Source organism: Nostoc sp. DSM 114160, assembly GCF_053470305.1.
Window position 1 is genome coordinate 1,450,187 of record NZ_JBPFGO010000003.1, and the last position, 26,899, is coordinate 1,477,085.

Genomic DNA, 26,899 nt, shown 5'->3' on the forward strand with positions numbered 1-26,899 from the left:
CGATGCCCTCGGCAAGCTACGCCAACGCAGACAATCTTCATCAATGGCAACTACTTTGTACGATAAAGTACAGAGGATTGCAACTAAGTTTCAAGTAAATAGAAAAGGAATGCGTACATGGGAAAAGGGAGATTAGAAGCATTCAGTGATGGGGTGATTGCCATCATTATCACCATCATGGTGCTGGAAATTAAAGTGCCGCATGGGTTCGATTTAGCCGCGCTACGTCCACTAATCCCAGTATTTCTGAGCTATGTGTTGAGTTTTATTTATATCGGCATCTACTGGAACAATCACCATCACCTACTACAAGCAGTCCGACACGTTAATGGGCGTATCCTTTGGGCGAATTTGCATCTGCTGTTTTGGTTGTCGCTAATCCCCTTCGTCACCGGTTGGATGGGCGAGAATCACTTTGCCGCCATGCCTGTTGCCCTTTATGGTACGGTATTGTTGTTGAATGCGATCGCTTACTTCATTCTTACCCGCACGCTGATTTCTCACCACGGCAAAGATTCGACTCTAGCGATCGCAGTTGGTGAAGACTTCAAAGGAAAAATATCAGTAGTTGTCTATGCTGTGGGAATTCCACTTGCCTTTGTGAACTCATGGTTTGCTTGTGCATTGTACGTTTTAGTCGCAATCATGTGGCTGATTCCTGACCGTCGCATTGAGAAGACTCTCACTTCCTAAAGGAATTACGAATTACCTCAGCTGTTACGCATTTAATTTGTACGTATAAAAAATCAATAACGCGAAGTATCTTTTAAGACGCTTCGCGTTTAGTTGCTAAAAAAGATTGCCTAACTGATTGTCGTCTTAAGCTGCAACTTTTTCCTCAAATGGTTTAAAGGTTTTTTTGCTAGCACCGCAAATCGGACATTCCCAGTCTTCAGGAATTTCTTCAAAAGGTGTACCTGGCGCAATTCCCGAATCAGGATCGCCAGCAACGGGATCGTAAATCATGCTGCATTGCTTACAAATCCATTTCCGAGTTTTAGGTTCTTCACCAGCAACTCTAGTTGCTGCTTGTCCTCCATTTAATACTTCTAAGGCTTCAGCGTAGCGATCGGCGTGGTAATTTTCGATGAATTTTAACAAGTCAAAACGGTGTGCAGCTTCCCGAAATGTATTGGCATGATCGGTAGATTCTTGAGCTTGTTTGAGAAATTCTTCAGCTGCCGGATTGTCGCGATCGCGTTGGGCATCTGCGGCAAACTCTGGATACATTGTAGTATATTCGTAAGTCTCGCCTTCAATTGCCAAAGATAAACAGCGAGATACAATTTCCCGCTTTTGTTCATCAGTTAAAGCAGCTGCATTTTCTACTACAAGTTCTGGATGTAGTAACTTAAAATGTGCAAAAGCGTGTTCAGTTTCTTGATCTGCTGTTTCTTTAAAAAGTTTCGCCAAGTCTGTAAACCCAAGTTGACGCGCCACCTCAGCAAAAAACAGATACTTACGATTTGCCATCGATTCGCCACCGAAGGCAGCTTCTAGGTTTTGAAGTGTAGTAAAGTTGGACAAATCCATAATTTTTTAATGCCTGATAAGTGATGTTTAGTGCAAAAGCACAGACTCTACAACCGGATACAGAAGCCGTTATTTGTATAAGTAATAAATGCTTTATACAAACTTTGTCATCCCATAAGCAATCTGTTTCGATCGGAAGCTAGCACGGCTGTGTTCTCTTACTTGGACAATTATAAAACCGAAAAATTGTGCAACTGACAAATTATATTTTTGATTTAGAGATGACTGTGATTGCTTTAATTTGTCTGAAGTTCTAAAAATGGATAGTCGGTGTATCCTGTAGCGTCAGGGGCATAAAATGTTTTTGGATCTGGAGCGTTCAAATGTGCATTAAGTTCTAAGCGTTTTGGTAAGTCAGGATTAGCAAGATATAACTTGCCAAAAGAAACTAAATCTGCATTGCTACTAGCAAGAATGCTATCTCCTGTTTGGCGATCGTAGCCACCATTAGTAATCAAAGTACCTTGGAATATTTGCCGAAAGTAGGGTGTAACTGGGTTCATGACTTCGCGGGTTGCTAAATCGACTTCGTTCGGTTCCATCAGGTGAAGATAGGCAAGTCCAAAGGAGTTAAGAGCATTGATAGCATAACCAAAAGTTTCTTGAGGGTTGGAGTCATGCATTCCATAAAAAGTGTTACTTGGCGAAAGTTTGATGCCAACCCGGTTTGCACCCCAAACGCTAGCGACTGCTTCCACAACTTCTAAGAGGAATCGGCTACGCTTTTCTATTGAACCGCCATACTCATCTGTGCGCTGGTTCGAGCCATCTTGGAGAAATTGATCGATTAAATAGCCAAATGCACCGTGAAGTTCAATCCCATCAAAACCAGCTGTTAAAGCATTTTCGGCACCTTTGCGAAATTGCTCGACAATTTCAGTAATTTCTGGAGTTTCTAAAGCGCGGGGAGTTTCCAACGATACTTTACCTATGGGTGTGTGGAGTGAGCCAATCCCTGCGAGCGCACTGGGAGCAACTGGCAATTCTCCATTAAGTAAAGCTGAGTGAGAAACTCTCCCAGAATGCCAAAGTTGCAAAAAAATTCTGCCCCCTTGTTCGTGTACTGCATTAGTTATTAACCGCCATCCTGCCACTTGTTCTTCTGAGTAAATTCCTGGACAGTTAATGTATCCTAAACTCAGAGGTGAAACCATTGTACATTCAGTAACGATCAGCCCAGCACTGGCGCGTTGGGTGTAGTAAGTTGCCATTAGCGAGTTGGGGATGCTTGCAATTGCCCGTAAACGCGTCATCGGTGCCATTACGATTCGGTTTGGTAGGGTGTAAGGGCCAAGCTGAACTGGTGTGAAAAGATTGATATTGGAATTCATGGCTTAAATTTCTATTACGGCGTTGCACATTACTGGCTGAGGTTTTGAAAGGGGGAATATCGCTTTTATGAGGAGAGTTTTTCCTCACGCAATTCCACCGTTGACACGAATGTTTTGCCCAGTAATCCACCTAGCTTCATCGCTAGCGAGAAACGCTACTACATCGGCGATTTCTTGCACATCTCCCAGTTTATTAAAAGCAGCCATTTGGGCTAAACGATCTATCTGTTCTTGTGTTTTGCCTTCTCGAAACAGTTCTGTATCGGTGGGACCAGGAGAAATAACATTAACTGCGATCGCTTTTGCACCTAATTCTTTAGCTAGTACCCGCGTGATTTGTTCAACAGCACCCTTGGTTCCTACATAAGCACTATAAGTTGGCAGCATCATCGCCGTAGTAGATGAGGAAAAATTGATAATCCGCCCGCCTTCTGATATATGTTGCGCGGCTTGTTGACAAGCAAAATAAGTGCCTTTGACATTAATGGCAAAAATCGCGTCGAAATCTTCTTCTGTCACCTCAGTAATTGGTTTATAGAAGGCAATTCCAGCATTGTTGACCAAAATATCGACTTTACCAAAACGTTCAAGTGTTTGTTCAAATAACCTTTTGATGTCGGGTACTTTGCTAATATCAGCTTGGATAGCGATCGCTTCTACTCCCAACTTTTCAATTTCTGCAACAACTTCTTGTGCTTTGCCTGCATTGCCTGCATAGTTAACGACAATAGATGCGCCATTACCAGCTAACTTGAGTGCGATCGCTCGTCCAATTCCCCGCGATGCACCAGTGATAATTGCAACTTTTCCGGTTATTGATGCCATAGATTAATCGAGTTTTATTTTGGTTCACCAAAGTGATTATCTGCTTTTACAGTACTGTTCCAAGGTTAAATTTAGCGATCGCTGCTAAAACTTCCGACTTGATTCCAGCTAAAATCCCGCCAGTGAATTCAAGTAACTCTCAGGCGGGAGAAATGAAAATACTTTGCAAAAGGTAAAGATACGTGCCCTCTTGGCGGCATCTTCACAGCAGATTAAGATTTGCTACGGCTTGGCGAATATTAGACCTCTTGGCATTTGTGCTTTTTGCACTCTTGGGGAAAAGGGTAAAGGTTAAAGGGGAAGGGGACAATACATAACCTTTTCCCCAAAACCCGACAAGTATTGAAGCTCATCTGGTCGATCGTATCTGCGTAGATTAAATTATTTGAAGAAGGGATTTTCTGAACCGATCACGGATTCATTCTCAATTGGACACGTTGGCTCAGATAAGAGTGTTCCATTAAATGTATAAGTAGTGTTCTTGGAATTGATAGCATTACCACTTATCCTCCGATCTGGAATAAAGTCTCCTCTTACTTGACCGCTAAGTGCGATACTTACTTCTGAACCTGGATTTGTTACTGCTTGCCAATTTCTCTGATCCCGACCTAGATTTGTACGGCTATAAGTAGCATCTAGCCCAACAAAGCGAAGGCTGTTACCATTGGCGTTAAATTCAAAACAAGCAGTAAAATTATCTCCCTGACTTGACTGAACATTGACATCGTAGCTTTTGCCCTCCACTCCAGCTTGTACTGGCGCAGCCAACAACATTATTTGTCCAAGTAAACAAGTTAAAACTAAACCAAACTTAGATTGGATGATTTTCACTGACATAATTGTTTGCCTCTGTTACGTAATCAAGTAATTGCTTACTTTTACTCATTGGTGACAGGTTAAGATCGTTAACCATTTGCCAATAAGTAGTGGTGATTAAATTTAGTCAAAATCGAGGTTACAAACGTAAATTTCCAGCCTGTGATGCCTTCGCATAGCGTTTCATAGACAAGACTAGCTACGCCTACGCATATTTAAAAACATCGGTCATCCTTGCCATAAAATTTAGTATAAAGCTTAATTAGATACTCGATAGCATAGATAATTTACAGCGTAATCACTATTGACAAAACGAGTTATATCTTAAAATGTCATGAATGCTTTTTTGTACGAGAAAACAATGGAAGTGAGTTCAGAGTGTATTGCATAGATAGACACTTAGAGACTATTTTGCCAGTTCTCTAACAAAGAGCGATCGCTATAGTAACGCTCTTGGGTGAAAATTGGTAGGAGACAAGATTGAGACTTCTTTCTTGCTCCTCGGTCACTGAGCGTTGGTCATTGAGCGTAGCCGAAATGAGTCGTTCGCGCAGCGTCTCGTAGAGAAGTGCTACTCCCCTCAATTAAAATTCTGGAACGATCGCAACACCATCTCTGAGATTGAGCAACCCTGAAATAATCACTTTATCTTCTGGCTGTAATCCTTCAATAACTTGGTAATTATTACCTTTGATCTCGCCTAGCTTTACTCGCCTTTGCCGAGCTACTTGTTGGGATACACCTTGGGGAGATATCTCTGTTTCAACTACATAAACAAAAGTGTCTCCACCTATACGAGTCATTGCTGTTGTGGGAATCAAAACTCCGGGGCGCTGATTCCAGAACACTCTAGTCCTAACCAATTGATCTGCACGTAGCTGGCCGTTTTTGTTGTCAAAAAGTGCTTTGATCGATATCGTTTGTGTTTCATTGCTAGCATTAGGTGCAATAAAAAATATCCTACTTCTACCAAGCTTTTGACCTTGTGTGTTCATCACCTCTACTGGCATACCTTTACGCAGTTGGGGCCCTTGTTGTACTGGTACAGAGATATTCACTTCTAAAGGTCGATTTTGCGTGATATTAACTAATGGTGTAGAAGTATTAACTAAATCACCGACTTTCACAGGGATGTTACCAACTGTGCCACTAAAAGGAGCGGTAATTTTGTCAGACTGGAGCTGTTGTGTTTGAGGATTTACATTAGATTGCTGCAAAGATTTTTCAGCCTGCAAGATGGTGGCTCGTTGTGCTTGAATTCTGGAATCTATTGCATCCAGACTTGTCTTAGCATTGGCAAGACGATTAGCAAACAGATTGCTAGTCTGTCGAGACACGGCTCCTTGTTCAGCTAGGCTGACAAACTTTTCGTAGTTCTGCTGGTACAATTGCACATTCGCAACGTAGGAGGGTCGTTCTGCTTCTAAAGATTTGAGCGTGGCGCGAGCATTTGCCAGTTGCACTAAAAATGCTTGAGGCACAGGATTATTCCTAGCGATCGCTGCCTGTGGTGTAGAATCTACTTGGAGAATTGGCGCTCCTTGGACAACTGGATCTCCAGATTTGACAAGTATCTGGGTAACTTGACCCTGAATTCTCGGCTGAAGCGTGACTGAGCGCAGGGATTTTAGACTAGCAATAAAATCTGAACTTTCCTCAATTATGCCGCTTTGTACTGTTGATATTTTGACTCTTACCCCTTGAGGTTGAGCGTTAGCATTTGAAGGTGCTGAATTTTGTGGAGTGAGTAAACGCCATAGAGTTGCTCCGCTTCCTAATAATAGGAGTCCGGCTAAACTCAACCAAAGCCACCGCCGTTTTCCAGAAGGTGGCTCAAATGACGTTTCTGGAGCTTTTTCTCCCAAATCAGTTTGAGGCTCAGGGGATGTCATGGCTTTTGAGGAACTTAAGGAACAAATTAACTAGATTCAATCAAAATTTCATCTGTCGTTCTTGAAATTACTGATTTGGCATGAGGTTTTGCGGCAAATTATATGTTATTCCATCCAAATATACAGTTTTGATGATTCTGTCTAAATCTACCGAAAGGTGAATCCGCTCCTGAAATTTCTGACTTCAACTGTATCCTTCAAAAAGTTAGGGATAATTTTATCGGAATCACTTTTATTACAGCAGATTTCAAGTTCGGGAGGTACGCAAATTAAGTCTGTTACCCAGATATAAAGCGTATTTTAGTCCTGAATTTTACTGTAAGTATAAATCAATACTAACAGTTCGTTTGTTTCAGACATTGAAATTCAAACTAGCTACCACAATCAGCTCGCCGCATTGAACTCATATTGTATTAAGTAGTAAGAATAACTGTTAAATATTGATGCAAAATCGGGCAATTTCTTGAATTTGCTTCGGAAAGTTTCAGATTATGTTTTCAACCATTAATAAATCTCAGGAGCAAATCTAGGTGTTGACCTCAACCTTACTCGCTGCTGCAACTACACCTCTGCAATGGAGTCCTACAGTTGGACTGATTATGATTATTGCTAATATCATTGCCATTGCCTTTGGCAAATCTAGCATCAAGTATCCCAATGCCGAACCAAAACTACCCTCAGCCAATTTCTTTGGTAATTTTGGTTTACCAGCCCTTTTAGCAACTACCGCCTTTGGTCATATCTTAGGAGTGGGTGCTATTTTAGGGCTGCATAACCTGGGAAGAATTTAGGTTCTTACCCAAGTTAGCCTTTATTTGATGATTCTTTTGTCTCCAGCTTTGAGCCAGAGAGTTAGAACTCTCTGGCTCTTTTTTATGAGACACTAAGTAATATCAGTATCTCAACGGTATGACAGATATAACAGATTTATCAAAAAGAATTGCCAGCAAAGGCGATAATCCGCTAAGTTTGTCACCTGTCAACTTGCAGCCACAAGAAGATGTAGAACTTGAGCGAAAACTGCGAGAACTCAAGTTTAAACAAGAACTAAGAAAAGATTGGATTTTATTTATTGTCAGGGATGTAGTAATTTTTCCTGCCGCCATCCTTTTTATTTTTGCTGTCAGTGGTTATTCCCTATTTATGCAGATTCATAGGTAATATATCTGGCTATAATTTTTAATCGACTACAGAGGCGCAGAGTACACAGAGAAAAGAGAGATGATAATTAGGTAAATAGGTAGACATAATTAAATACAATAAAATAAACTGTTAATTTGTAGTGAGTGATTTATCGCTCAGAACAAGGATTATCAGGACTCAAGTCCTTACTACAAACTTTAATTTATTTATGCCTAAATACTTAGACACAAATAGTTTGGAATTGTTGTAAATTATTTCACTCTGCATTCTCTGCGCCTCTGCGGTTATTTAAAAATCCTACATCAGTAAACTTGCGTAACTAATTCTACAGACGACGAAGCCAACTTGCTACAAGTAGACTCATCTTTATATCCACACTAATTTTGCTGGATATCAGGATTACCGTGTTTGGTAAATCTGCAAAAAAGTAAGTACCTGATGGAAATAATCTAAAAATATGGGGCTTTTAATATTTTCTGTTGCTTTAGTTGCCATTGTTGCTGTAATTATCATTAATGCCTACAACGATTTAGTTAAGTATCGCAACCGTTACAAAAATGCTTATTCTCAAATCGATGTTCAATTACAGCGCCGCTATGATTTAATTCCCAACTTGGTGGAAACTGCCAAAGGGTACATGAAACATGAGCGAGAAACCTTAGAAGCAGTTATTGCTGCCCGAAATTCTGCAATTAATGCTAGCAGTCGGGCGGTACAAAATCCTGGCGATCCCCAAGCGATGCAACAGTTGGGCAATGCTGAAGGGGCGCTAACGGGTGCGTTAAGTCGGTTGATGGTACTTTCAGAATCTTATCCAGAATTGAAAGCCGATCGCGCCATGACTCAGGTAATGGAAGAATTATCTTCCACCGAAAACCGGATTGCTTTTGCCCGTCAGGCTTTTAATGACGCGGTGACACTTTACAACACCAAGAGCGAATCTTTTCCCAGCAACTTGGTGGCAAATACATTTAACTTTACTGTTGCAGAATTGCTCCCTGAAGCTACCCCAGAAATAAGAAATGCTCCACGCGTATCTTTTTAGGTGTCTATGAACTTCTTTGAACATCAGGATCGGGCACGCCAAAATACGCAACAATTAATTGGGTTATTTTCCCTGTCGATCGCAGTCATGATTATGGCAATTTATATTGCCAGTTTATTTCTGTTTCGCATGGCTCCTCGTGTTTGGTGGCATCCAGGGTTATTTCTCTACGTAGCTGGGATTACAATAGTTGCGATCGCAGTCGGAAGTTTGTATAAAATTGCCTGTCTCCGTCAAGGCGGAAGCGTCATTGCCCAAGAGTTAGGAGGAAGACTCCTGCTACCAGAAATAGCCGATGAACAAGGGCGACAACTATTAAATATTGTCGAGGAAATGGCGATCGCTTCTGGTATTTCTGTCCCCCAAGTTTATCTCCTCGACAGAGAAACCGGCATTAATGCCTTTGCTGCCGGATTTACGCCCAATGATGCTGTCATTGGAGTTACCCGTGGAACTTTGGAACACTTGAGCCGGGATGAACTACAAGGAGTCATCGGCCACGAATTCAGTCATATTCTCAATGGAGATATGCGACTGAATTTGCGTTTGGTGGGACTACTGCACGGGATTTTGTTCATTTATTTAACCGGGGAATTGCTGTGGCGCCTTCGTGGTAGCTTCCGCTTCGGAAAGGAAGACAAGGGTTTACCTATCTGGGCGTTTGGTTTGGCATTAATGGCCATTGGTGGTATCGGATTACTTTGCGGACGCTTGATTAAAGCTGCCGTCTCTCGCCAACGCGAATTTCTCGCTGATGCTTCAGCCGTACAGTTCACTCGCAACCCCAACGGACTTACCGGAGTCTTTCAAAAACTCCAACAGATGGATTCACGCCTGATATCGCCACGTGCAGAAGCCTCTAGCCACATGTTTTTTGGCAATGCCCTCAACCCCTCTTTTTGGGAAAATATGTTTTCTACCCACCCACCCTTAGCAGAACGTATCCGCCGCGTTGGGGGTTTGAACGTCAGAAATTTAGCAGCAATGCCATCTCCCAATCAAATGCGTTCCCCTTCCCAAGAATCCTTAACAATGGGCTTTGCTGGTGGTGGCAACACCACACCATCACAGGTTGTAAACCAAGTTGGAAGCGTTACACCAGAGCATTTTGCCCATGCTCAAGCGCTGTTATCGCAGTTACCAGAATCCTTGCGTTTGGGTGCGCGGGAGCAACAAAGTGCAATGGCGATCGCTTTGGCACTAACTTTAGATACGGAAAATCTCCAAATTCAAGAACGTCAAATTGCTTGGTTACGCGAGGTGCAGTCTGCTGAGTTGGTAGACAAAACCTTGGAACTAAGTAGCGAAATTAGTCAGTTAGATTCCAGAATTCGCTTGCCGCTTGTGGATTTGGCAGTGCCTATATTGCGCCAAAACTCTGCCAAAGAATGCCAAAGGCTATGCAAATGCGTTCACGGTTTAGTTGTAGCTACGGGAAGTTTATCGCTGTGGCATTTTGTGTTGCAGTTAATACTGTGGTATCGTCTGCAACCTAGTATAAATCCTGCATCTACTACAACCGTAGAATTCACCTCCATCGAACAGATTTGGCCAGATAGTCTATTAATATTGTCCGTAATTGCTCGTGTCGGACACTCCCAACCTGATGCGTCTACTGAAGACATCGCTTATGCTTTTCGTTCTGGAGTTTTTCGACTTCCCAAAGCCGGAGAGCAAGAAAAACCAGAAATGCCATTAAGTTGTAATTTTACTGAACTAAAGAAAAGTATTGAGCGTCTGCGTCTTGCCACTCCCAAACTCAAACAATCTATTGTTGATGCTTGCGCCCACACAGTACTATTAGATAACAAAGTTACTTCTTCAGAAGCAGATTTACTCAGAGCGATCGCCATGACGCTAGAGTGTCCCCCCATCCCCCCATTTTTAAATCCTCAGCCAAAACGAACTTAATGTAACGAATAAGACACAATGATTTAGGGGTTGCTGAAAAATAAAAAGAAGCTCACACTATTTAGATTATCTAACTAAGGGACTTCCAGAGAATAAAATAAATAATGCTAGAGACGGCATATTTCTGACCAAGATTTAACTTAGACAGATAAAAGTACTTGGTATCGGTACTTTTGTCTAGATTAGTTACTACCACAAAAAAAACTGTCATAATTACAATCAGGTAAATAATTACTTGAGAAATATATTAAGAATAGTGATTCAATAATTTTTTCACGCTAATACTAATTCTGCATGAAGAAGCACATAATAAGACCCCCCTGTAGTCCCCCGATGCCTTGGAGGGACAGCGTAGCTGGGGGGTAAATATATGCAGCTTTACAAAGAAACGGTATAAAGTCTTAAATGTTATTAGAAATTGAACTATTTTCTGCAAACAACAATTTCAAAAAACGTAAGATATATTTTTGATGTATTTTTTGGTAGTTATAGTTGAAATTGTTAGGTTTTATGTTGAAAATAACAGTGTTTATTTTTGTAGTGTTGTCTATGTTTTATCTTCTATTTTTAAAAGAGGCTGACACGTCTATGGTTTATATGCTTGGTGCAATAGTTTGTACACTACTATTAATAAATACTAAGCTCTAAGAGGATGTTTGAAAAGTTTTGAAAGGTCACGTCGATTTTGGATGCAAGGATTAACCTCTTCTTTAAAGAAGAGGCTTCAATAATGATTTTTTTAAATATTCTCCATAAAGGAGAGGCTTGAAACGAGGTGTCCAAAAGCACAAACTTTCAAGAAGGCTAAAAAATTGGTGTTGCTAGATTCGCATGATGGATGATGATACCATGCTAGAAGGAGCGGTGGAAGCCGCAGTCTTTCTTCAAGAGAGCAGCTAAATTTCTTTGCCCTAACTTAGAGCGATTGTCCAAGGTTTTTCAGATCGTGAAAAACCATAAGTAAAAATCCCAATGAACTACGACATCAAAGACAAAACCATTTTGGTTACGGGCGCAAATCGCGGCATCGGCAAGGCGATAGTTGAGTCGTTTATTGAACACGGAGCCACCAAAGTCTATGCGGCTGTTCGTCAGCTCAACAGTGTCTCCTCATTGGTTGAACAATACGGCTTACGGGTAGTACCAATTCAGGTTGATTTAGGCGATCGCCAATCTATTGTTGCTGCTGCTCAAACTGCCCCAGATGTGCAAGTTGTTATCAATAATGCAGGAGTCTTTCAAGCTGGAACTCCCTTAGCTGAGAATGCGATCGCCGCTCTCGAATTTCAGATGAACATCAATGTATATGGATTGATCTACATGGCTCAGGCGTTTGCCCCGGTACTCAAAGCCAATGGAGGTGGTGTCTTTGCCCAAATCAATTCTGTTGCTTCGCTCAAGGCTTTCTCCGACTCTGCTACTTACTGTGCCTCAAAAGCTGCGGCCTATTCAATCACCCAGGCATTACGAGAACTATTGAGTGAGCAGGGCACGATTGTGCTAAGTGTTCACCCTGGCCCGATTGCCACGGATATGAGCGATGCAGCAGGAATGAGTGAGGTTGCACAGTCACCTGCACTTGTGGCAGACGGGATAATAAAAGCTCTCAAAGCTGGGGATTTTCACGTCTTTCCTGACTCGATAGCTAAACAAATGGGCGATGCTTATAAAAGCTTTGCCCAAAATGTCATTGAGGTGTCATCAAGTTAACTACATTGCCGGGTAACGCTCTAGACAAGGGTATCTGGATATTAAACAGCAAGCCAAAACTCTTCTCGATTGTATTGATTCACTACTCCTCCTAATTCACCAGCATCCCATTTACGCAAGCGATACTCCACTGCGGAAACTTCGCCACCAGTTTCTTAACGACAATTTGCAAAACCGGATAAGTATTTTCATTGTTCCTTGTGAGTTCCACTTATGGAGTCTCTTGCAAAAATATATTTTTGCACTCTTAGGGAAAAGGGACTCATGTTAATGTGAGTTCGACGAGTGCTATTTTGACCTCTCCCCCAGCCCCTCTCCTACCAGGAGAGGGGAGCAAAAACTTTTCTTTTCTCGTTACTCATACAGCCCAGTAATTCTCGCCTTCAGGTAAGGTAAGGATTTCAACCCCATCTTCAGTTACAGCTAAGGTATGCTCGCATTGAGCAGAAAGCTTGCGATCGCGCGTTACCGCCGTCCACTTATCGCCCAGAACTTCGACTTCGTAAGTACCTTCATTAATCATTGGCTCAATGGTAAAAACCATCCCTGGTCTGAGACGCTTGCCCTTACCGCGTGTGCCATAGTGGGGAACATCCGGCGCAGTATGGAAAATATTACTGATGCCGTGGCCAACGAAATCTCGCACTACAGAAAAGCCTTGTCCTTCAGCATACTCTTGAATGGCTGCACCAATATCGCCAATGCGTGCCCCAGGTTTAACTTCAGCAATACCTAGACGCAAACACTCTTCTGTCACCTCTACCAGCTTTCTCGTTTTTGGGGAAGGAGAACCAACAAAAAATGTCTTGGATGTATCGCCGTGATAACCTTCAACAATTGGCGTCACATCAATATTGATGATGTCACCTTCCTTAAGAATTTGCTTGGCGTTGGGAATGCCGTGACAAATTACCTCATTTACACTGGTACAAATCGATTTAGGATAACCCTTATAGCCAAGGGGTGCGCTTTTTGCTCCATGCGCTTGCGTCCAACGTTCGGCTTCATCATTTAGTTCGAGAGTGCTAACCCCTGGTTTCACAAAGGGTTCTAGATGCTGGAGAAGTTTAGCAGCTAAACGCCCAGCTTGACGCATTTTCTCTATTTCTCGTTGGGATAAAATAACAATTAGTTCAGTTTTCATTAACTTTTATCTAAAGTATCTTTCATAAACATAGTTAACCCTGTCTGTGCAGCTCTTTGTGCAGTATCAGCAACATGCAGGGTATACAAGCTTTCCTCTGGGGTAACGTACAAAGGAGTCCCGTCAAAAAGATGGTCTAACACCATCCTCGTATCTTTAGCGAACAAACCCCGGCGAGGCCCAACCTCTATAGGTGTTGTTTCCCCTGGCTGCACGAATATTCCGGTGTCGCCATCAAAAATTAAACCACCTTTTTCACCGTGAACTTCAAACTTCCGCTCTGATTGCCAAATACTTTCGCCTTTGCCATACACTACTTGGGCTAAAAGTCCACTGTTAAAGCACAGTTCACTATTGCAGAAACAGGTTTGGTAGTATTCCGGTTCTATTTCCCAATATCGCTGGTGACAGTTAACAGTAAATACTGTACCAAATAAATCGATCAGGCGATGTAGGCGAGACAAGGCACCAATTAAGGGAAAGCCGAACAACTCGTGGTTATAAGTCCATTTGCGGGGTGCAGGATTTTGAGGATTGATGGTGCTGTAGCGAACATAAAATACCTCACCAATTTTGTCTAAGTTTTGCTTCAAAGCTTGATGCAAACCACCCAAAAGTTCCAGATGTTCAACGTGCAGGAGTTTTTGTTGTGTTTTGGCTAAGGCAATCAGTTCCTCGGCTTCAAATACATCCAACGAAAGAGGATACTCTACAATTACATGTTTGCCGTTGGTAAGTGCTGCACGAGCGATCGCCCCATGATCTCGATTAATAGTGGAGATCGCTACTAGGTCTATATCTTCACGCTCTACTAGCTCTTGCCAAGTACTCAAGACTTCAATCTGGTACTCTTTGGCAAAGCTTTCGGTTTTTTCTCTTGTATGACCAACAACTGCGACTATGTGCGATCGCTCATCATGGAGCAATGCCTCAGCCCGAAACTTTGCCGCATACCCAGTACCTACCAAACCTACACGCACTCTTGCTTTTTCCAAAGCTGCTTCTGAATTATACACGATCCTCATTAGTTCTGTTCTCGATCTTCCCACGCTTCTAGTAGTCAGATTCTCTCTTCATGGGGTTCACCAGTCTAGACTTTACAACATTCGTCCTACCTCCTCAAGGATCGATAAGACTTTAATAGAACTTACGCACTCAGATCCCCCAACCCCCTTAAAAAGGGGGCTTTAGAGGTTCCCCCCTTTTTTAAGGGGGATCGGGGTTTCAGGCTTCAGTGCGTAAGTCCTATTTAATAAAATTACGTGTACTCAAAAATGAAGACTTCAAAACAAAAGCCTTTTTTTATCCATAATCTCAGAAATTTGTCAATATTATGAGCAAAAAAATGGCAAAAGAAAAATTACATCTCTACTGTTATAACGGGCGCATTTAAATCAGATTAGAAAATGAAACAGCCCTATTTTTTCAAGGAGCCAGGGAATCTTTTCTACGTAAGTTCTACAACATCTCGGTAACATTAACCTTACTCATGTTTATGTTTTAGGTATATAATTTTTTCTAATTACAACCTGAATAGGGTCGAAAATAATATAAACAAAACTTATCGGGATTAAGTAACTAAATTTCATTACTAATCGCGTTCAATTTCCAGTCACATCGTTTAATTTTTCTCGTAGTATCAGAATTGAAGCAAATTTGAACCAACGGCTAATTCCACAGAACAGCCGTGACCTTTGCCTTAAGATAACTTATACTGCCGTTCGCAAAAGAGAGGATTACTCAATGCCAAGTTATAAAGTCACACTAATCAACGAGGCTGAAGGGCTGAACGAAACAATTGACGTTGAAGACGATACCTATATTCTAGATGCTGCTGAAGAAGCTGGTCTTGACTTGCCTTATTCTTGCCGCGCTGGTGCCTGCTCGACCTGTGCAGGTAAACTCACCAAGGGTACTGTCGATCAGAGCGATCAGTCATTCTTAGATGATGAACAAATAGAAAAAGGATATGTACTGACTTGTGTCGCTTACCCAACCTCTGACGTAACAATCGAAACTCACAAAGAAGAAGACCTTTATTAAGAGTTAAGCGGCTCAAACATAAACCTCTTGCAAGAGTTACTAATGTTGACAAAATACAAACAGGATATCTAGAGTTAACACCCTGGCAATGCAATGCCGTGTGTACCTCTGAAGGCGACTTTGACAAAAAGTCTAATTTTGTGTTGAGCAGGAACACAACATTTACTGTGTTCCTGCTTAATTTTTTAAGTATGAGTTTGCTCTCTATTTTTTACCTCTTCTTAACTCCCGACTCCTAGCGAAAGATGCAACTTAAATGTTAATAAGCTTAAAGCTTAGTTTTTTTGTTGAGAATTTGAATCTGAGTACCAGGATAGTAAAATTGGAGAATTTTTGGACTTGACCAACCTAGTTTAGCTAAATTTTGAGCGCCAGTTTGACTCAAGCCAACTCCATGTCCTAATCCACCACCAATAAAAGCGTATCCCCAGAGTTCTGGTTTGCCTTTGTTCAGGGGTTCGATGTAAAAAAGCGTACTTGTAGGAGCGGCAAAAGCACTGCGAACTTCGTCTTTGTGCAAAATAAAAGTACTGCGATCGGTTTTAACCGCAAGTTCTAGGATACGTCCACTCTGGCTGCGCTCCACTACTGCCATAGCCTGAATTGTCTTAAATTTGGCATGGGGACTGTTTTTCACCTGTAAAAACTTTTGCAAGTCCTTGATAATATCTTTTAAAGGCGTTTCCTTATGCCAACGAAACATATCCCACTTGCTTTCATTAAATCCTTGTTGCGTATTAATAAATTTCTGAAAGTTCTTTTCATCTGCTAAATTCTGCTTAGACAAGTCCCAAAAATTAGTCGGAGCATCCAGTACAGGGCGCAGATAGGGCCGATCTTCGCCATTCCAGACATCGCTAAAGGAAGCGGTGACGCCACCAGTGGTAGAAGAATACAGGGCGTCTATGAGTTCATTTTGATAAGTTAGTACTTTACCCTTAGTTGAGGCGATCGCTTGGTCTGTTTTGGCCGCTGCTCCCTTCAGCCCATAATAAACTTGGCAGTGAGTATCAGCACACAACTGATAGTTATCGGCGGCAAACCTACGTAAATTTCTCAAAGCATAAGTCCGGGCGAGAATTGCCTGGGCTTCCAGCGCCGCTTTTGGTGCATCTGTTCCTATTTCGTAAGGTACAACCCCACGCAAATAAGTTTCTAAAGGTACTTGATTAACGAGAGTGTATGTGCCATAAGCATTTGGCTGCAAATTCATTCGACCGGCATAAAGACGAGCAAACTCTGGTTTTTCGCTTTTATTTAGCCGAATCAAGTTTTTATCAGTGCTAATTTCCAAGTTATTTGGGCTATAGCGATTACCATCCACTACCCAGCTCACTCGCGGCACTTGCTTCAAAATTTTAGTATCAAGATATACTTTATCTTGAGTAGAAGCTTGGATGTTTTGTAATAACAAGCGTCGCAGTAAAGGGGTGCTGTAAACATCTCGTTTAGCCCAAACCTGCCAGCGTTCTGGCTGGGCTATTTCCACTTCCATTCCCTGAGAACGCCATTTATTAGCACTGTCTTCCGCAGTTTCAAAAGTACGGTATGTGCCCAAAACTACTACTTCTTGGACTGCTGACTGGGGTAAAGCTTGCATGACTGTTTCCAGCTTTACAGGATTTTTCGTAAACAGGACTTGCTGCTTATTGCCTACTTGAAATTTTAGCTTTAAGCGATCGCCTTTGATCGGTTCGAGTTGCAGCTTGGCTGTGGCTTCGGCGCCAAATCGCTGCACAATCCCAATTTTCAGTTCTATATCCTGGATGTTGCTCTCAGGCCCTGATGCAGCAGTCAGTCCCCCAATAGACAAAATGTTGTAAGCACAGCGTGGGGAAAACGCCAAAACGAAAATTTCATGGCTATCTGATAGGGAAGCGATAGCGAGTACTCAAGCGTCTTCTGCCCCTTAATGCGTCGTTGGAGCTGATTTTCCAATTGCTTTGTAGTGCGGTTTTTTTGTCGCATGAATGCTCCAATGATACCATTACCAATTTTGCCCTAAATACTAGTTGCAAAACGAAGTCATAATGACTATGATTTATATAGAGACAAAAAACAGAACTAGTTGGATAAACTCTTTATGGTTAAAGTCCAAGAAATTCCATTAAATCAGATAAAACGGCCATTGCCGCGTACAAACGATCCAAATAAAGTACAAGCCTTAATGGAATCGATTGCGGAGATTGGGCAGCAAGAACCTATTGATGTCCTAGAAGTAGATGGACAATATTATGGCTTTTCTGGTTGCCATCGGTATGAAGCTTGCCAGCGTTTAGGCAAAGAAACCGTTTTAGCCAGAGTTCGTAAAGCACCCCGTAGCGTTTTGAAGATGCACTTGGCATAGAGAATGGGAGTGGGGAGATGAGGGAGCAGGGGAGAAATCAATTCAAAATTCAAAACTTGTACTGAGCGTAGCCGAAGTATTCAAAATTCAAACATTTTAGAACTTCTGCCTCTTCTGCCCAATGCCCAATTTCCAATCCCCCATTACATATAACCTAATTAGGAGAAAATTATGTCATCGAAAGTAACAGTCAAAAATGTAAATATCGGCATTGACGAGGCGAGTAGGGCTAAAATTGCCGATGGCTTATCTCACCTGTTAGCTGACACTTATACACTGTATCTGAAAACTCATAACTTCCATTGGAATGTAACGGGGCCGATGTTTCAAACATTGCATTTGATGTTTGAGACCCAGTATACAGAATTAGCCTTAGCAGTTGATTTAATAGCCGAAAGAATTAGAGCGCTTGGCTATCCTGCACCAGGAACCTACAGCGAATATGCCAAACTAAGTTCGATTCCAGAAACTCCCGGAGTTCCAAAAGCTGTGGAGATGATTCGCGAACTTGTGGAAGGACAAGAAGCTGTAGTCAGAACTGCACGGTCTATTTTTCCGGTGATAGAGGAAGTTAACGACGAACCTACCGCCGATTTATTGACTCAGCGGATGCAAGTACACGAAAAGACAGCTTGGATGTTGAGAAGTTTACTGGAAGAATAAAGAATAGGGAATAGGGCATAGGGAATAGGGAACAGAGAAAAAACTTAATCGCCAATGCCCCATTCTCAATGCCCCATTCCCAATGCCCCATTTCCAATGCTCCATTCCCAAAAGTTGCAAGATTTAATGCAACAGGTAGGTATTTCTAGTTTTAAAGGGCTGAGTCGCGCTGCTGGTGTCTCAGAGCGTCAACTTTTACGCTTACGCCAAGGAAAGTTAGAGCAGATGCGGGTAGATGTGCTGCTTAAGCTTTCGCCAGTGCTACAGATGCCATTGAATGAATTAATCGCAACTTTTTCAACCGTAGAGTTATTACAAGAGAAAACAGCGCCTACTCAGGAATTGTTACAAGAAATTACAGATTTAAGAAGAGAGTACGATCGCTCGCAGCTTCAATTAGAACAACAGCGAGAATTATTACTACAAGAACTCCAGCAGTCGAGTTTACAACTGCTGGAGTCTTTATTATTGCAATGGCCAACAGCAGCACAGAAAGCGCAGGAGAATCCCCAGCTAGCAGCAGTCAAAATAGTACCTTTGGTGCAGAAACCCCTAGAAAAGCTATTACAGGCGTGGGGAGTGGAAGCGATCGCCCCTGTGGGAGCAGAATTACCTTACGATCCCCAACTGCACCAATTGCTGGAGGGAACTGCACAACCTGGAGAAACAGTCAAAGTACGCTACACTGGCTACCTTCAAGGTGAGAAGTTGCTTTACAGAGCTAAAGTGAGTCCTGTTTGAGAGCGTGAGGAATAGAGACGCGATTAACCCAAGTCTTTCCAGGAGTTAGGAGTAACAAATTCATAACTCTTTACTTTTTGTATTGTTTGTCGATAAATGACAGATATTGGGAATACTAAAATAGCAAAGGCGATCGCCTTGAGAAAACTTCTTTTAAAGCCTTGGTGTCGGTTCTAGCTTGCTTGGCGCTGTTGAAACCTAAATTTTTGGCTCTAGAGCGGTAGTCCAGAGGTAAATTCTTTCAATTATGTAAGTAATTGGACATAAATAAATGTAGATCCTAGTTACTATCATAAATACTCACGGAGGAAAAGCTGCTGCTAGACCAGGTTTAGCTATACGTAAGTGTAGCTCAGACTGTTTGAATTTTGAATTGCTTAATGACAGCTACGATCGTGAGATTGATTGGAGAATCTCAGTTTTGCAAAAATTTTTGGGAAATAATCTGAAAAGCACTAACTTCAGCTTGTATATAAGTAAGTATATATCTAAATCGATAAGATGCAAATAAGTCGTCGTCAAAAAATCAACATATATGATAGAACATCAAATCAACGAACGGCTTATAAATTGGTCATTTTAACATCTTTACAAAACTAAATCTACTAGTTGTTTATTATGCGAGCTTACTTAACTGGTTGATTTATAGCTGATCTATTTATAGTTAAAAAACTATATTTAATTGAACTAATAGTTTTTTAAAATTACAAGAAAATAGATTCAAATTTTGATAATTAATCCTTCTCTATCCTGATTAATGATTAATAATTATTCCATCTCTAATCTTAAATTTTATTTTACAAGCATTTTTAAATGTTCTATAATAGCGAAATCAGAGTATTATTTACATAAGTCAGAGTGACATAATTATGAGAGAACAAGTAAAAGTTATTAAGCTCAGTGGTAATTTGAATGCCACAACTTCACAAGACTTTCGGCAAAATATCACAAATATTCTAGAAAGTGGTGCGAAAATTGTGTTAGTTGATTTTAAAGATGTAACGTTTATGGATAGTTCGGGTTTGGGAGCTTTAGTATTAGCTTTTAAAACCTTGCGAGCCGCAGATATTAAGCTTGTTCTCTGCTCAATTAATGAGCAGGTCAGGATATTATTTGAACTGACTAATATGGATAAAGTATTTGAAATCTTTCCCAGCCAAGACGCATTTAATCAGGTTTTAGTCTCTAACACGTAATTAATCAAACTTAATTTGCAAAATAGATAAATCATCATCAAAAGCATCTTTGGAGTTCAGAGCTATTAAATAACTGAGTACGCGATCGAGTTGGCTATCAACAGGATCTTGTAAGCTAACTAGTAGCTGAATAAAAGCATCCAAACTCCAAAGTGTGCCGTCTGATTTAGTTATTTCATAAGCGCCATCACTAAAAATATAAAGGGTACTGAATTTTTCAATATTGCAAAACCCATCAATATATTTTGCCTCTGGAAACATGCCAACTGGCATACCAGGGGTTTTTAGGAGTTGAACTTCAGACTTTCTTGGAGATGTGCCGGTTACTAAAACTGCTGGTGGATGACCTGCACTAGCATAAATTAACTGGCGGTTGATTCGGTTGTAAACTCCGTACCAAATCGTAAAGTATTTATCATTTTGATAATTCATCTGAAAAGTGTCATTTAAACCTTTCAATACATCACTAGGTTGATAGTAATCGAAACCTTTGAGCGCACGGGAACGCAGCAGATTTAGCACTGAAACAGAAGGAAGAGTAGCTTTGAGTCCATGTCCGGCAGTATCGAGTAGGTAAATTGCTAGATAGTCATCATCGAGCCAATAGTAATCGAAACAGTCACCGCCGAGTTGTCGTGAAGGAATGAATCGAAAATTTATATTGAAGGGTTCAGTCATTGAAAGAGGTAGCAGCGATCGCACATATTCTGCTGCTTCTGACATTTCTGATTCTAGAAGCAACTTTTGAGCCTGCAAATCTCTACTCAATTGATGCAGGCGTAATCCTGCTCTTACCCGTGCTTGTAATTCATTATGCTCAATAGGTTTAGAGATAAAATCATCAGCACCAGCGTCTAGACCTTTGACGCAATCGGCAACGGAATCTAAGGATGTTAATAAAATAAAAAATGTGGTGAAAAATTTTGGGTCTGTCTTAATGTGGTGGCAAACTTCCAGACCATTCAATCCCGGCATGATCCAATCACAAATAATTAGTGCTGGACGATAAACTAATGCCTTTTCTATTCCTTCCTCGCCGCTACTGGCAGTAACTACTTCATAACCCTGTTTTTCCAACATCCTTTTCAGGAGTATTTTTATTGAATGATCGTCATCAATTATTAGTATTTGAAACATATAAATTTTTTGAAAACACTCATTAATAATTTTTTGTCAAACTAGAAAATAAAAATATGATATGAGCTAATAAGCTAGTAGTATCAATACAGAGATGCTATAGCGCTTATCGTACCCTGCGGGTACTCCTTCCCCCTTGGCGTTAGCCTCTCCCTTTGGGAGAAGGGGAGACGCTAGGACGAACAGATAACTCGTAAAGTAGCCGCTACGTGTCTATGTATGCAATAGACTTTGACTACTCTCTCTTTTTAAGAGAAAGTACCTGACGTTGGGGTAACAGGCGTAAGGAGTTGAGAGTTTGGTCTTTATTAGACTCAAATGAGAAAGAAGCACTATAACTCATTTCTATTTACTCATCAAATTTACGACTATTTAAGAGTCATAAAATATTATGGCGTTCCCAAAGGATTTAGCCATAAAAGAATGTTGCTTTTTAACTGGTTTAAGTCGCGGTATGCTTCTTGTTTGAACCATTGCCCTAAAGCATCAAAGGGGGTAAAAGATGTTCCCGTTTGCCATTTGATATCTTGACCTAAAGGTGTTGTATGATTTCCTGGTAACGTTTTCGCTGTCACCATCTCATCAAAACGTTCTTGTAAGATTTTGGTTAAAGCTGCCGATTGATCGATGGTGTCATTACTAAATTTTATTAATAAATTGCGCCGGATATTGTAATGTTCTTGGACAAGTTTGTTAGTTTCCAACGGTGAGGGGGTAAATTCAATCGCAAAAGTAGAATTGAACTGCTCTACTAGAGGGATAGCTTCTTTAGCGGCGTAGTTGTTGAAGGATATTAAAATATTTCCTGCACGTTCTACTTTAAACAGGCTACCAATCAGCAAGTGGAGTTTACAGCCCATACTGTGTCCCAACGCCGTAGATAGGGAAGTAAAGCTTGCGTAATGCCCCAGAATCATGCAATCGTTCGAGGGTGCGGTCAAAGTTTAACAGCACGGATTTTGCGATCGCAGTATGATCCAATGTATTGACGAAAGGCGTAGCAATTACAACGTAGCCTTTACTTGCCAGTTGTTCGAGCAACCAGCGATAAGTGATGTGTGGTGCAGTGGCGACAAATGCACCTCCTAAAAAATGAACGATACCTATGGGATTTTGGGGAATGATTACCCAGTTCCCTCTAATTTCTTTCCAGTCCATACGGATAAGCGATCGCTTTACGATTATTCTTTATGGTAGACCGGGGATTGCAACCGTGGGAAAGATTATGGAAAAAAGCCATTAAGAATATTTTACTAGCAGATTGGAAGCTAACTCACCCAGTAACCTCTATGGATTTATCAGTAGCATCTACGCTTTCTCTCACTCTGACTGAGTACCGAGTGAATTTACGAGTGCTTTCTAAATTCCTATTACAAAACTTAATTACGAATTATCTTAACGTTGAGTCTGTAATCTTTTCATTTCGTATTGCACATCTAATGCAATTTGTAATGCTTCATTGAGTAACCTTCCATGTTCAGTAGCCTCCTCTGTTACTTGCATCGCTGTTAACGTTGCTAAATTGTTGATAAATAGTTCTGTATTACTGAGGATAAAATTCTTATTTTCTCTTAAAATCCTTTCTGTCTTCAAAGCGCGAACTAAATCAGCTTTGGTGAGTTTAAGCGCTTCGATTACATCCTCCCTTTCCTTTATAATCACTTCTGGATTACCAGCTTCTTCTATTTGGTCATTGATATCTATAACTCTAATAACAGTATTATATCTATTAACCTCATTTAACAGGATTTGCAGAGATTTTGTCATGTTAGCTTTAACAAGCTTACTTTTACTTTTCCAGACAAAATATAAAATGCTTTGCGTCAGACCACCAGCCCAAAGTCCTAAAAAAAATAATAATATCCATGATGGAATTGTTATCCACGTCACAAACATTTTAATAATTAAATCGAATAAAATATAGATAAAAATAAATGTAGAAAATCCAATAAAAACCACAGTTGCTCCTTCAGAGCTTTGAAGTTTTTGTATATATACATTTACTAATCTCTTGAGAGGATTTGTAATGATTAAAAGTTCCTCATTGACAGGTAAATTAGTCAGCTTTTGCAGATCGTTCTGACTAATTTCCAATCCCTGTAAATCATCCCGCACAGCTTTTCAACCCTTGCCAGAATAGTTATTTAATCTAATATAGCAATCAAATTTCTAGAATGCTGGCATTTTGTCTAAACTTTTGCAAGCAAATTAATACTTGTAGGCAATGTCAAGAATTTTTGTACAATATGATACTCTTTTATCACTTTGTCAATGCGTAAGTCCTAATCAAAATTTATTGGATGATAAAGTAAAACATATATGGAGGTAAGATTATGATCCAAGCGTTGCCCAAATTACTCACCTTTAATGAATTTATCGAATGGTATCCCAATGATGCAAAACGCTATGAGTTGCACAAAGGAGTAATTATTGAAATGCCGCCTCCAACCGGAACACATGAAAAAGTTATTGCATTTTTGTCGCGGAAATTAACTGTGGAGTTTGATCGTCTCAATTTACCCTACGGAATTCCCAAAACTGTATTGCTCCAAACTGCTTCTGCCGAATCCGCTTATTCGCCTGATGTGTTGCTGCTAAATCTTGATAATCTCGACAATGAACCGCTTTTTCAAAAACAGTCAACAGTAAGCCAAGCTGCATCGGTTCCAATAGTCATCGAAGTTGTTTCAACCAACTGGCGAGATGATTACTACAATAAATTTGGAGATTATGAAGAAATGGGCATTCCCGAATATTGGATTGCTGATTATGCTGCATTGGGTGCAAGAAAGTTCATCGGTAATCCCAAACAACCCACTATTTTTGTATGCGAATTAGTTGATGGTGAATATCAAATGACAGCGTTTCAAGGTAACACCGCGATTTCATCACCTACCTTTCCCCAATTAAATTTAACTGCACAGCAGATTTTTAATGCGGCTAACTAATTTTTTATCTAGTCTTATAATTATCTTCCCAACTTATTCGGAATACCTTCACAACCACCAGGAATAGTACCTCTAGTTTTCTCGCCACCCCAAGTGCAACAGTAGTTACGTGTAGACTCAGACATTCGTTGTACGTTGCTGAAATCGGCATTTTCTACCACAGCGCCGGTTTGTTCGCCGGTTTCATAATCTGGTGCTTGGGTGCGACTGCGGGGTGAGGCTTTATCTACTACACCATAGAATAGGCGAATCCCGTTGATGTCAGCATCATTGAGATTCGCACCATATAAAATTGTGCGGGAGAGGTTGGCTTTTACTAAATCACAACCGCTCAGATTGGCGCGGACAAGATTAGCTTCGCTCAGATCAGTCCAACGTAAATCAGTACCAGAAAGGGTCGGCTGCGGCTAGCATTACGCCTAAATCGATGACGCGCACACCTTCGAGGCGGTCTTCTGCATATCCGCCAGTTCCATCAAGAATGGCTCGACCTAACAAGCGATCGCGTTTTAGGGGTGACAGTAACTTGGAACGTGACAAAAAACGGAGAATTTTCGCTTTCCCACTACCATCGACACTACTTAAAATTGCCGCAGTGCGTCCTTCCGCGATCGCTCTTTCTTGGGGCCAATCTTCTAATAATCCTTCTTCATCTAATACCAAGTCGGAAACGCCTTGGAAGTAGGAATCAATTGTCTGTTGCTGGGTGATGATATTTTGCTGAACTGTCAGCAGGTTTTGCTGAATTGTCAAGTCTTTAGAAATAACATATTGTCGCCATGCTACGTAAACGGCGATGATAGCGATGAGAATTTGCCCCAAAGCGCCAAACCAATCAGCGAGGGTTCCAGCAATGTCCCAGTTAATTTGGCGTCCTAAAAGCAGCAAGCGATCGCCTACACCTGTGAACCTGATCGTGCCGATAATGGCTACTAGTAATCCCAAAAAAGCCACAAACAGAGTGCGTTCTTGAGGTGAAAACCATTCGTCTAAAACTTCTTGCAACCAAGGCAATAATATCGCCAGTGATAGCAGCAAAGCCATCAGCGTTCCGATAATGCCAACGATCCAGTTATTAAGGATAATTCCAATGAAGGTGGTGGCGATCGCGATTAGAGTAATCAGCAATGCCCTGGGCTTAACTGTGAATTGTTTGGTAGTAGGGTGCTTGACTTCCGAACGAGTTTGTTGTAGCGCAGTTGTATATTGCGGAGATTTTAAAGACGCGATCGCCGCTAGAGCTTGTGGTGTTGCTAGTACTTCTGAGTTTAGGTTCTTCTCAGCTGCGCCACCGTCAAAGTCATCTGGTTGCGAATCGTTTTCTGGGGTTGGTAGATTAGAGGAATTGGATTCAATCGTCATGTTTTCTATTTTGCCCCAGTAGATTCAGAACAACATCTGTTTTATCAGAAATTGCACTCAAATCAAGACTTGTATTCCATACAATACTTCTGGAATTTTAAATTGTTAATTTCGATCTACAGTTTGAATTGTCAACATTTGAGGAGGCGTAGCGTCAGGTGGGTAGAGAAAATCCACTTCTACCAGTCGGTGCTGTCCAGGAGATATTTTTAATTGAGCCAGCGGTTCTCCCATCTGTCCCCGTTGTTGAACTAAATGCCAATATTGAGTTCTGGGTAAGCCATTATCGTCATTGTAGCGAATACGAACTGTGCCTCGGAAAAAGACAGATGGTGCGGGTGGTGAAAAAAAGCGAAGCCCTGGTTTACTTAACTCATCTTCTTTAATAGGCGTTTGAAAAAGTACATTTATAGTTTGCGGCTTATCCGTATTGTTGAATAATGGTAGAGAGATGTTGTATTCAATGCCATAGTTGCCGTGAGCTTCGTAAGCAGTACCAGGATAACGCGCTACGAGTTTAGCAGTTTGGTTTTGTCCAGTACCCATTTTGCCAGCCAAGAGGGTACTTAAACCGTAAGAAAAAGCTTGTCCCGATCCGGGAATTGTCAGGTATGAACTATTAGAGTCGGTAACTTGTGCTTGCCAACGAGAGCCAATAGCTACCCCTGCTACCCGTCCGTAAATTTCTGTTGCCCCTGCAAGCCGATCTGGAGGACTGGGTGCAGGTTCGCGGGGCCCTGCAAAATCACCATTTTCTAATAAATTCTCCCATTCTTCTAAAGTAGGCGCTCGTTCGCTACCATCGGCATTGGGTTTGGCAAACATGGCCAGGTTCGCCAGATAAACAGGACGATCGCTATACAAACGTAACAAAGTAGAACGTCCATTCAATGGCGGCGTTAAAGTCCGCACAGGAATGGGATGATTCATTAACATCCGGCTTTGTTTGGGTGGAATTACCAACTGGGCTGGCCATCCTTGTTGTCTGGTTCGCAGCACATCATTCATGACGCGATCGCCAGGCCCTGCATAAATGTTTCCCGAATTATTTGACAGCATGGGGGGAAGCTTGACAAAAGGTGCATCAGGTTGACTCACATAACTAGCTGCTT

General features: G+C 41.3%; 22 protein-coding genes and 3 pseudogenes. 12 read left to right on the forward strand and 13 right to left on the reverse strand.

From position 1 onward, the window contains the following. Window positions 1-117: 117 nt before the first annotated feature. Window positions 118-693, forward strand: coding sequence for a TMEM175 family protein (locus NSTCB13_RS31710; RefSeq protein WP_448275008.1), 576 nt, complete (start codon window positions 118-120; stop codon window positions 691-693). A 126-nt stretch (window positions 694-819) separates the two neighbouring features. Here NSTCB13_RS31710 and NSTCB13_RS31715 read toward each other — a convergent pair whose 3' ends face one another. From NSTCB13_RS31715 to NSTCB13_RS31735, 5 genes are all read right to left on the reverse strand, one after another. Further along, window positions 820-1,533 carry a rubrerythrin family protein gene (locus tag NSTCB13_RS31715; RefSeq protein ID WP_448266518.1) on the reverse strand — a complete coding sequence of 238 codons (714 nt, stop codon included), beginning with the start codon at window positions 1,531-1,533 and terminating at the stop codon, window positions 820-822. 236 nt (window positions 1,534-1,769) lie between these two features. Further along, complete coding sequence (locus tag NSTCB13_RS31720; protein ID WP_448275009.1) at window positions 1,770-2,864, reverse strand: alkene reductase; 1,095 nt, start codon at window positions 2,862-2,864, stop codon at window positions 1,770-1,772. 84 nt (window positions 2,865-2,948) lie between these two features. Beyond that, complete coding sequence (locus tag NSTCB13_RS31725) at window positions 2,949-3,689, reverse strand: SDR family oxidoreductase (protein ID WP_448275011.1); 741 nt, start codon at window positions 3,687-3,689, stop codon at window positions 2,949-2,951. Window positions 3,690-4,070: 381 nt separating this feature from the next. Further along, complete coding sequence (locus NSTCB13_RS31730; RefSeq protein WP_445626550.1) at window positions 4,071-4,526, reverse strand: hypothetical protein; 456 nt, start codon at window positions 4,524-4,526, stop codon at window positions 4,071-4,073. A gap of 563 nt (window positions 4,527-5,089) precedes the next feature. Beyond that, on the reverse strand, window positions 5,090-6,397 hold the full coding sequence (locus NSTCB13_RS31735; protein WP_448275012.1) for an efflux RND transporter periplasmic adaptor subunit: 1,308 nt from the start codon (window positions 6,395-6,397) through the stop codon (window positions 5,090-5,092). Between the two features lie 530 nt (window positions 6,398-6,927). Here NSTCB13_RS31735 and psaK point away from each other — a divergent pair. The 5 genes from psaK to NSTCB13_RS31760 all read left to right on the forward strand — a co-directional run bounded on the left by psaK (window position 6,928) and on the right by NSTCB13_RS31760 (window position 12,206). Then, the gene (gene psaK / locus NSTCB13_RS31740; RefSeq protein ID WP_445626548.1) at window positions 6,928-7,188 is read left to right on the forward strand and encodes a photosystem I reaction center subunit PsaK; all 261 of its coding nucleotides are present in this window, start codon (window positions 6,928-6,930) and stop codon (window positions 7,186-7,188) included. 118 nt (window positions 7,189-7,306) lie between these two features. Continuing rightward, on the forward strand, window positions 7,307-7,558 hold the full coding sequence (locus NSTCB13_RS31745) for a hypothetical protein (protein WP_445626547.1): 252 nt from the start codon (window positions 7,307-7,309) through the stop codon (window positions 7,556-7,558). A 439-nt stretch (window positions 7,559-7,997) separates the two neighbouring features. Then, window positions 7,998-8,585 carry a LemA family protein gene (locus NSTCB13_RS31750; RefSeq protein ID WP_322675516.1) on the forward strand — a complete coding sequence of 196 codons (588 nt, stop codon included), beginning with the start codon at window positions 7,998-8,000 and terminating at the stop codon, window positions 8,583-8,585. Between the two features lie 6 nt (window positions 8,586-8,591). Continuing rightward, complete coding sequence (locus NSTCB13_RS31755) at window positions 8,592-10,496, forward strand: M48 family metallopeptidase (protein WP_448275014.1); 1,905 nt, start codon at window positions 8,592-8,594, stop codon at window positions 10,494-10,496. A gap of 972 nt (window positions 10,497-11,468) precedes the next feature. Continuing rightward, window positions 11,469-12,206 (forward strand): SDR family oxidoreductase, encoded by a 738-nt coding sequence (locus NSTCB13_RS31760; RefSeq protein WP_445626545.1) that lies wholly within the window; start codon window positions 11,469-11,471, stop codon window positions 12,204-12,206. Window positions 12,207-12,564: 358 nt separating this feature from the next. Here NSTCB13_RS31760 and map read toward each other — a convergent pair whose 3' ends face one another. Continuing rightward, a complete protein-coding gene (gene map, locus NSTCB13_RS31765; protein ID WP_322675519.1) occupies window positions 12,565-13,350 on the reverse strand; it encodes a type I methionyl aminopeptidase in 786 nt (261 codons plus the stop codon). After that, window positions 13,350-14,375 carry a Gfo/Idh/MocA family protein gene (locus tag NSTCB13_RS31770; RefSeq protein ID WP_445626544.1) on the reverse strand — a complete coding sequence of 342 codons (1,026 nt, stop codon included), beginning with the start codon at window positions 14,373-14,375 and terminating at the stop codon, window positions 13,350-13,352. Before NSTCB13_RS31770 ends, map begins: the two co-directional genes overlap by 1 nt. 718 nt (window positions 14,376-15,093) lie before the next feature. Here NSTCB13_RS31770 and NSTCB13_RS31775 point away from each other — a divergent pair. Then, the gene (locus NSTCB13_RS31775) at window positions 15,094-15,393 is read left to right on the forward strand and encodes a ferredoxin (protein ID WP_448275016.1); all 300 of its coding nucleotides are present in this window, start codon (window positions 15,094-15,096) and stop codon (window positions 15,391-15,393) included. A gap of 268 nt (window positions 15,394-15,661) precedes the next feature. Here NSTCB13_RS31775 and NSTCB13_RS31780 read toward each other — a convergent pair. Continuing rightward, a pseudogene (locus tag NSTCB13_RS31780) lies at window positions 15,662-17,361 on the reverse strand (SpoIID/LytB domain-containing protein). 115 nt (window positions 17,362-17,476) lie between these two features. Between NSTCB13_RS31780 and NSTCB13_RS31785 the strand changes: the two are divergent. The 4 genes from NSTCB13_RS31785 (at window position 17,477) to NSTCB13_RS31800 (ending at window position 20,340) form a co-directional block, all read left to right on the forward strand. Then, entirely contained in the window at window positions 17,477-17,740 is a 264-nt protein-coding gene (locus tag NSTCB13_RS31785; RefSeq protein WP_104907642.1) for a ParB N-terminal domain-containing protein, read from the forward strand. Window positions 17,741-17,911: 171 nt separating this feature from the next. Continuing rightward, window positions 17,912-18,403 carry a Dps family protein gene (locus NSTCB13_RS31790; protein ID WP_289799395.1) on the forward strand — a complete coding sequence of 164 codons (492 nt, stop codon included), beginning with the start codon at window positions 17,912-17,914 and terminating at the stop codon, window positions 18,401-18,403. A 96-nt stretch (window positions 18,404-18,499) separates the two neighbouring features. Further along, window positions 18,500-19,144 (forward strand): nucleotide exchange factor GrpE, encoded by a 645-nt coding sequence (gene grpE, locus NSTCB13_RS31795; protein ID WP_448266524.1) that lies wholly within the window; start codon window positions 18,500-18,502, stop codon window positions 19,142-19,144. Between the two features lie 869 nt (window positions 19,145-20,013). Next, window positions 20,014-20,340 carry an STAS domain-containing protein gene (locus NSTCB13_RS31800; RefSeq protein WP_322675524.1) on the forward strand — a complete coding sequence of 109 codons (327 nt, stop codon included), beginning with the start codon at window positions 20,014-20,016 and terminating at the stop codon, window positions 20,338-20,340. Here the strand turns inward: NSTCB13_RS31800 and NSTCB13_RS31805 are convergent, their stop codons facing one another. The 3 genes and pseudogenes from NSTCB13_RS31805 to NSTCB13_RS31815 all read right to left on the reverse strand — a co-directional run bounded on the left by NSTCB13_RS31805 (window position 20,341) and on the right by NSTCB13_RS31815 (window position 23,592). After that, window positions 20,341-21,477 carry a PP2C family protein-serine/threonine phosphatase gene (locus tag NSTCB13_RS31805; RefSeq protein ID WP_448266525.1) on the reverse strand — a complete coding sequence of 379 codons (1,137 nt, stop codon included), beginning with the start codon at window positions 21,475-21,477 and terminating at the stop codon, window positions 20,341-20,343. A gap of 389 nt (window positions 21,478-21,866) precedes the next feature. Continuing rightward, window positions 21,867-22,635: pseudogene (locus tag NSTCB13_RS31810) on the reverse strand (DUF1350 family protein). 237 nt (window positions 22,636-22,872) lie between these two features. After that, window positions 22,873-23,592: a hypothetical protein gene (locus NSTCB13_RS31815; protein WP_445626538.1), complete on the reverse strand. Its 720-nt coding sequence runs from the start codon at window positions 23,590-23,592 to the stop codon at window positions 22,873-22,875. A 218-nt stretch (window positions 23,593-23,810) separates the two neighbouring features. On the opposite strand from NSTCB13_RS31815, the gene NSTCB13_RS31820 reads away from it, so the two are divergent. After that, window positions 23,811-24,425 (forward strand): Uma2 family endonuclease, encoded by a 615-nt coding sequence (locus NSTCB13_RS31820; RefSeq protein ID WP_445626537.1) that lies wholly within the window; start codon window positions 23,811-23,813, stop codon window positions 24,423-24,425. A 20-nt stretch (window positions 24,426-24,445) separates the two neighbouring features. Here the strand turns inward: NSTCB13_RS31820 and NSTCB13_RS31825 are convergent. Further along, window positions 24,446-25,787, reverse strand: a pseudogene (locus tag NSTCB13_RS31825) (pentapeptide repeat-containing protein). A 105-nt stretch (window positions 25,788-25,892) separates the two neighbouring features. Beyond that, a partial coding sequence (locus tag NSTCB13_RS31830) for a DUF3370 domain-containing protein (protein ID WP_448275018.1) occupies window positions 25,893-26,899 on the reverse strand: 1,007 nt, incomplete at its 5' end.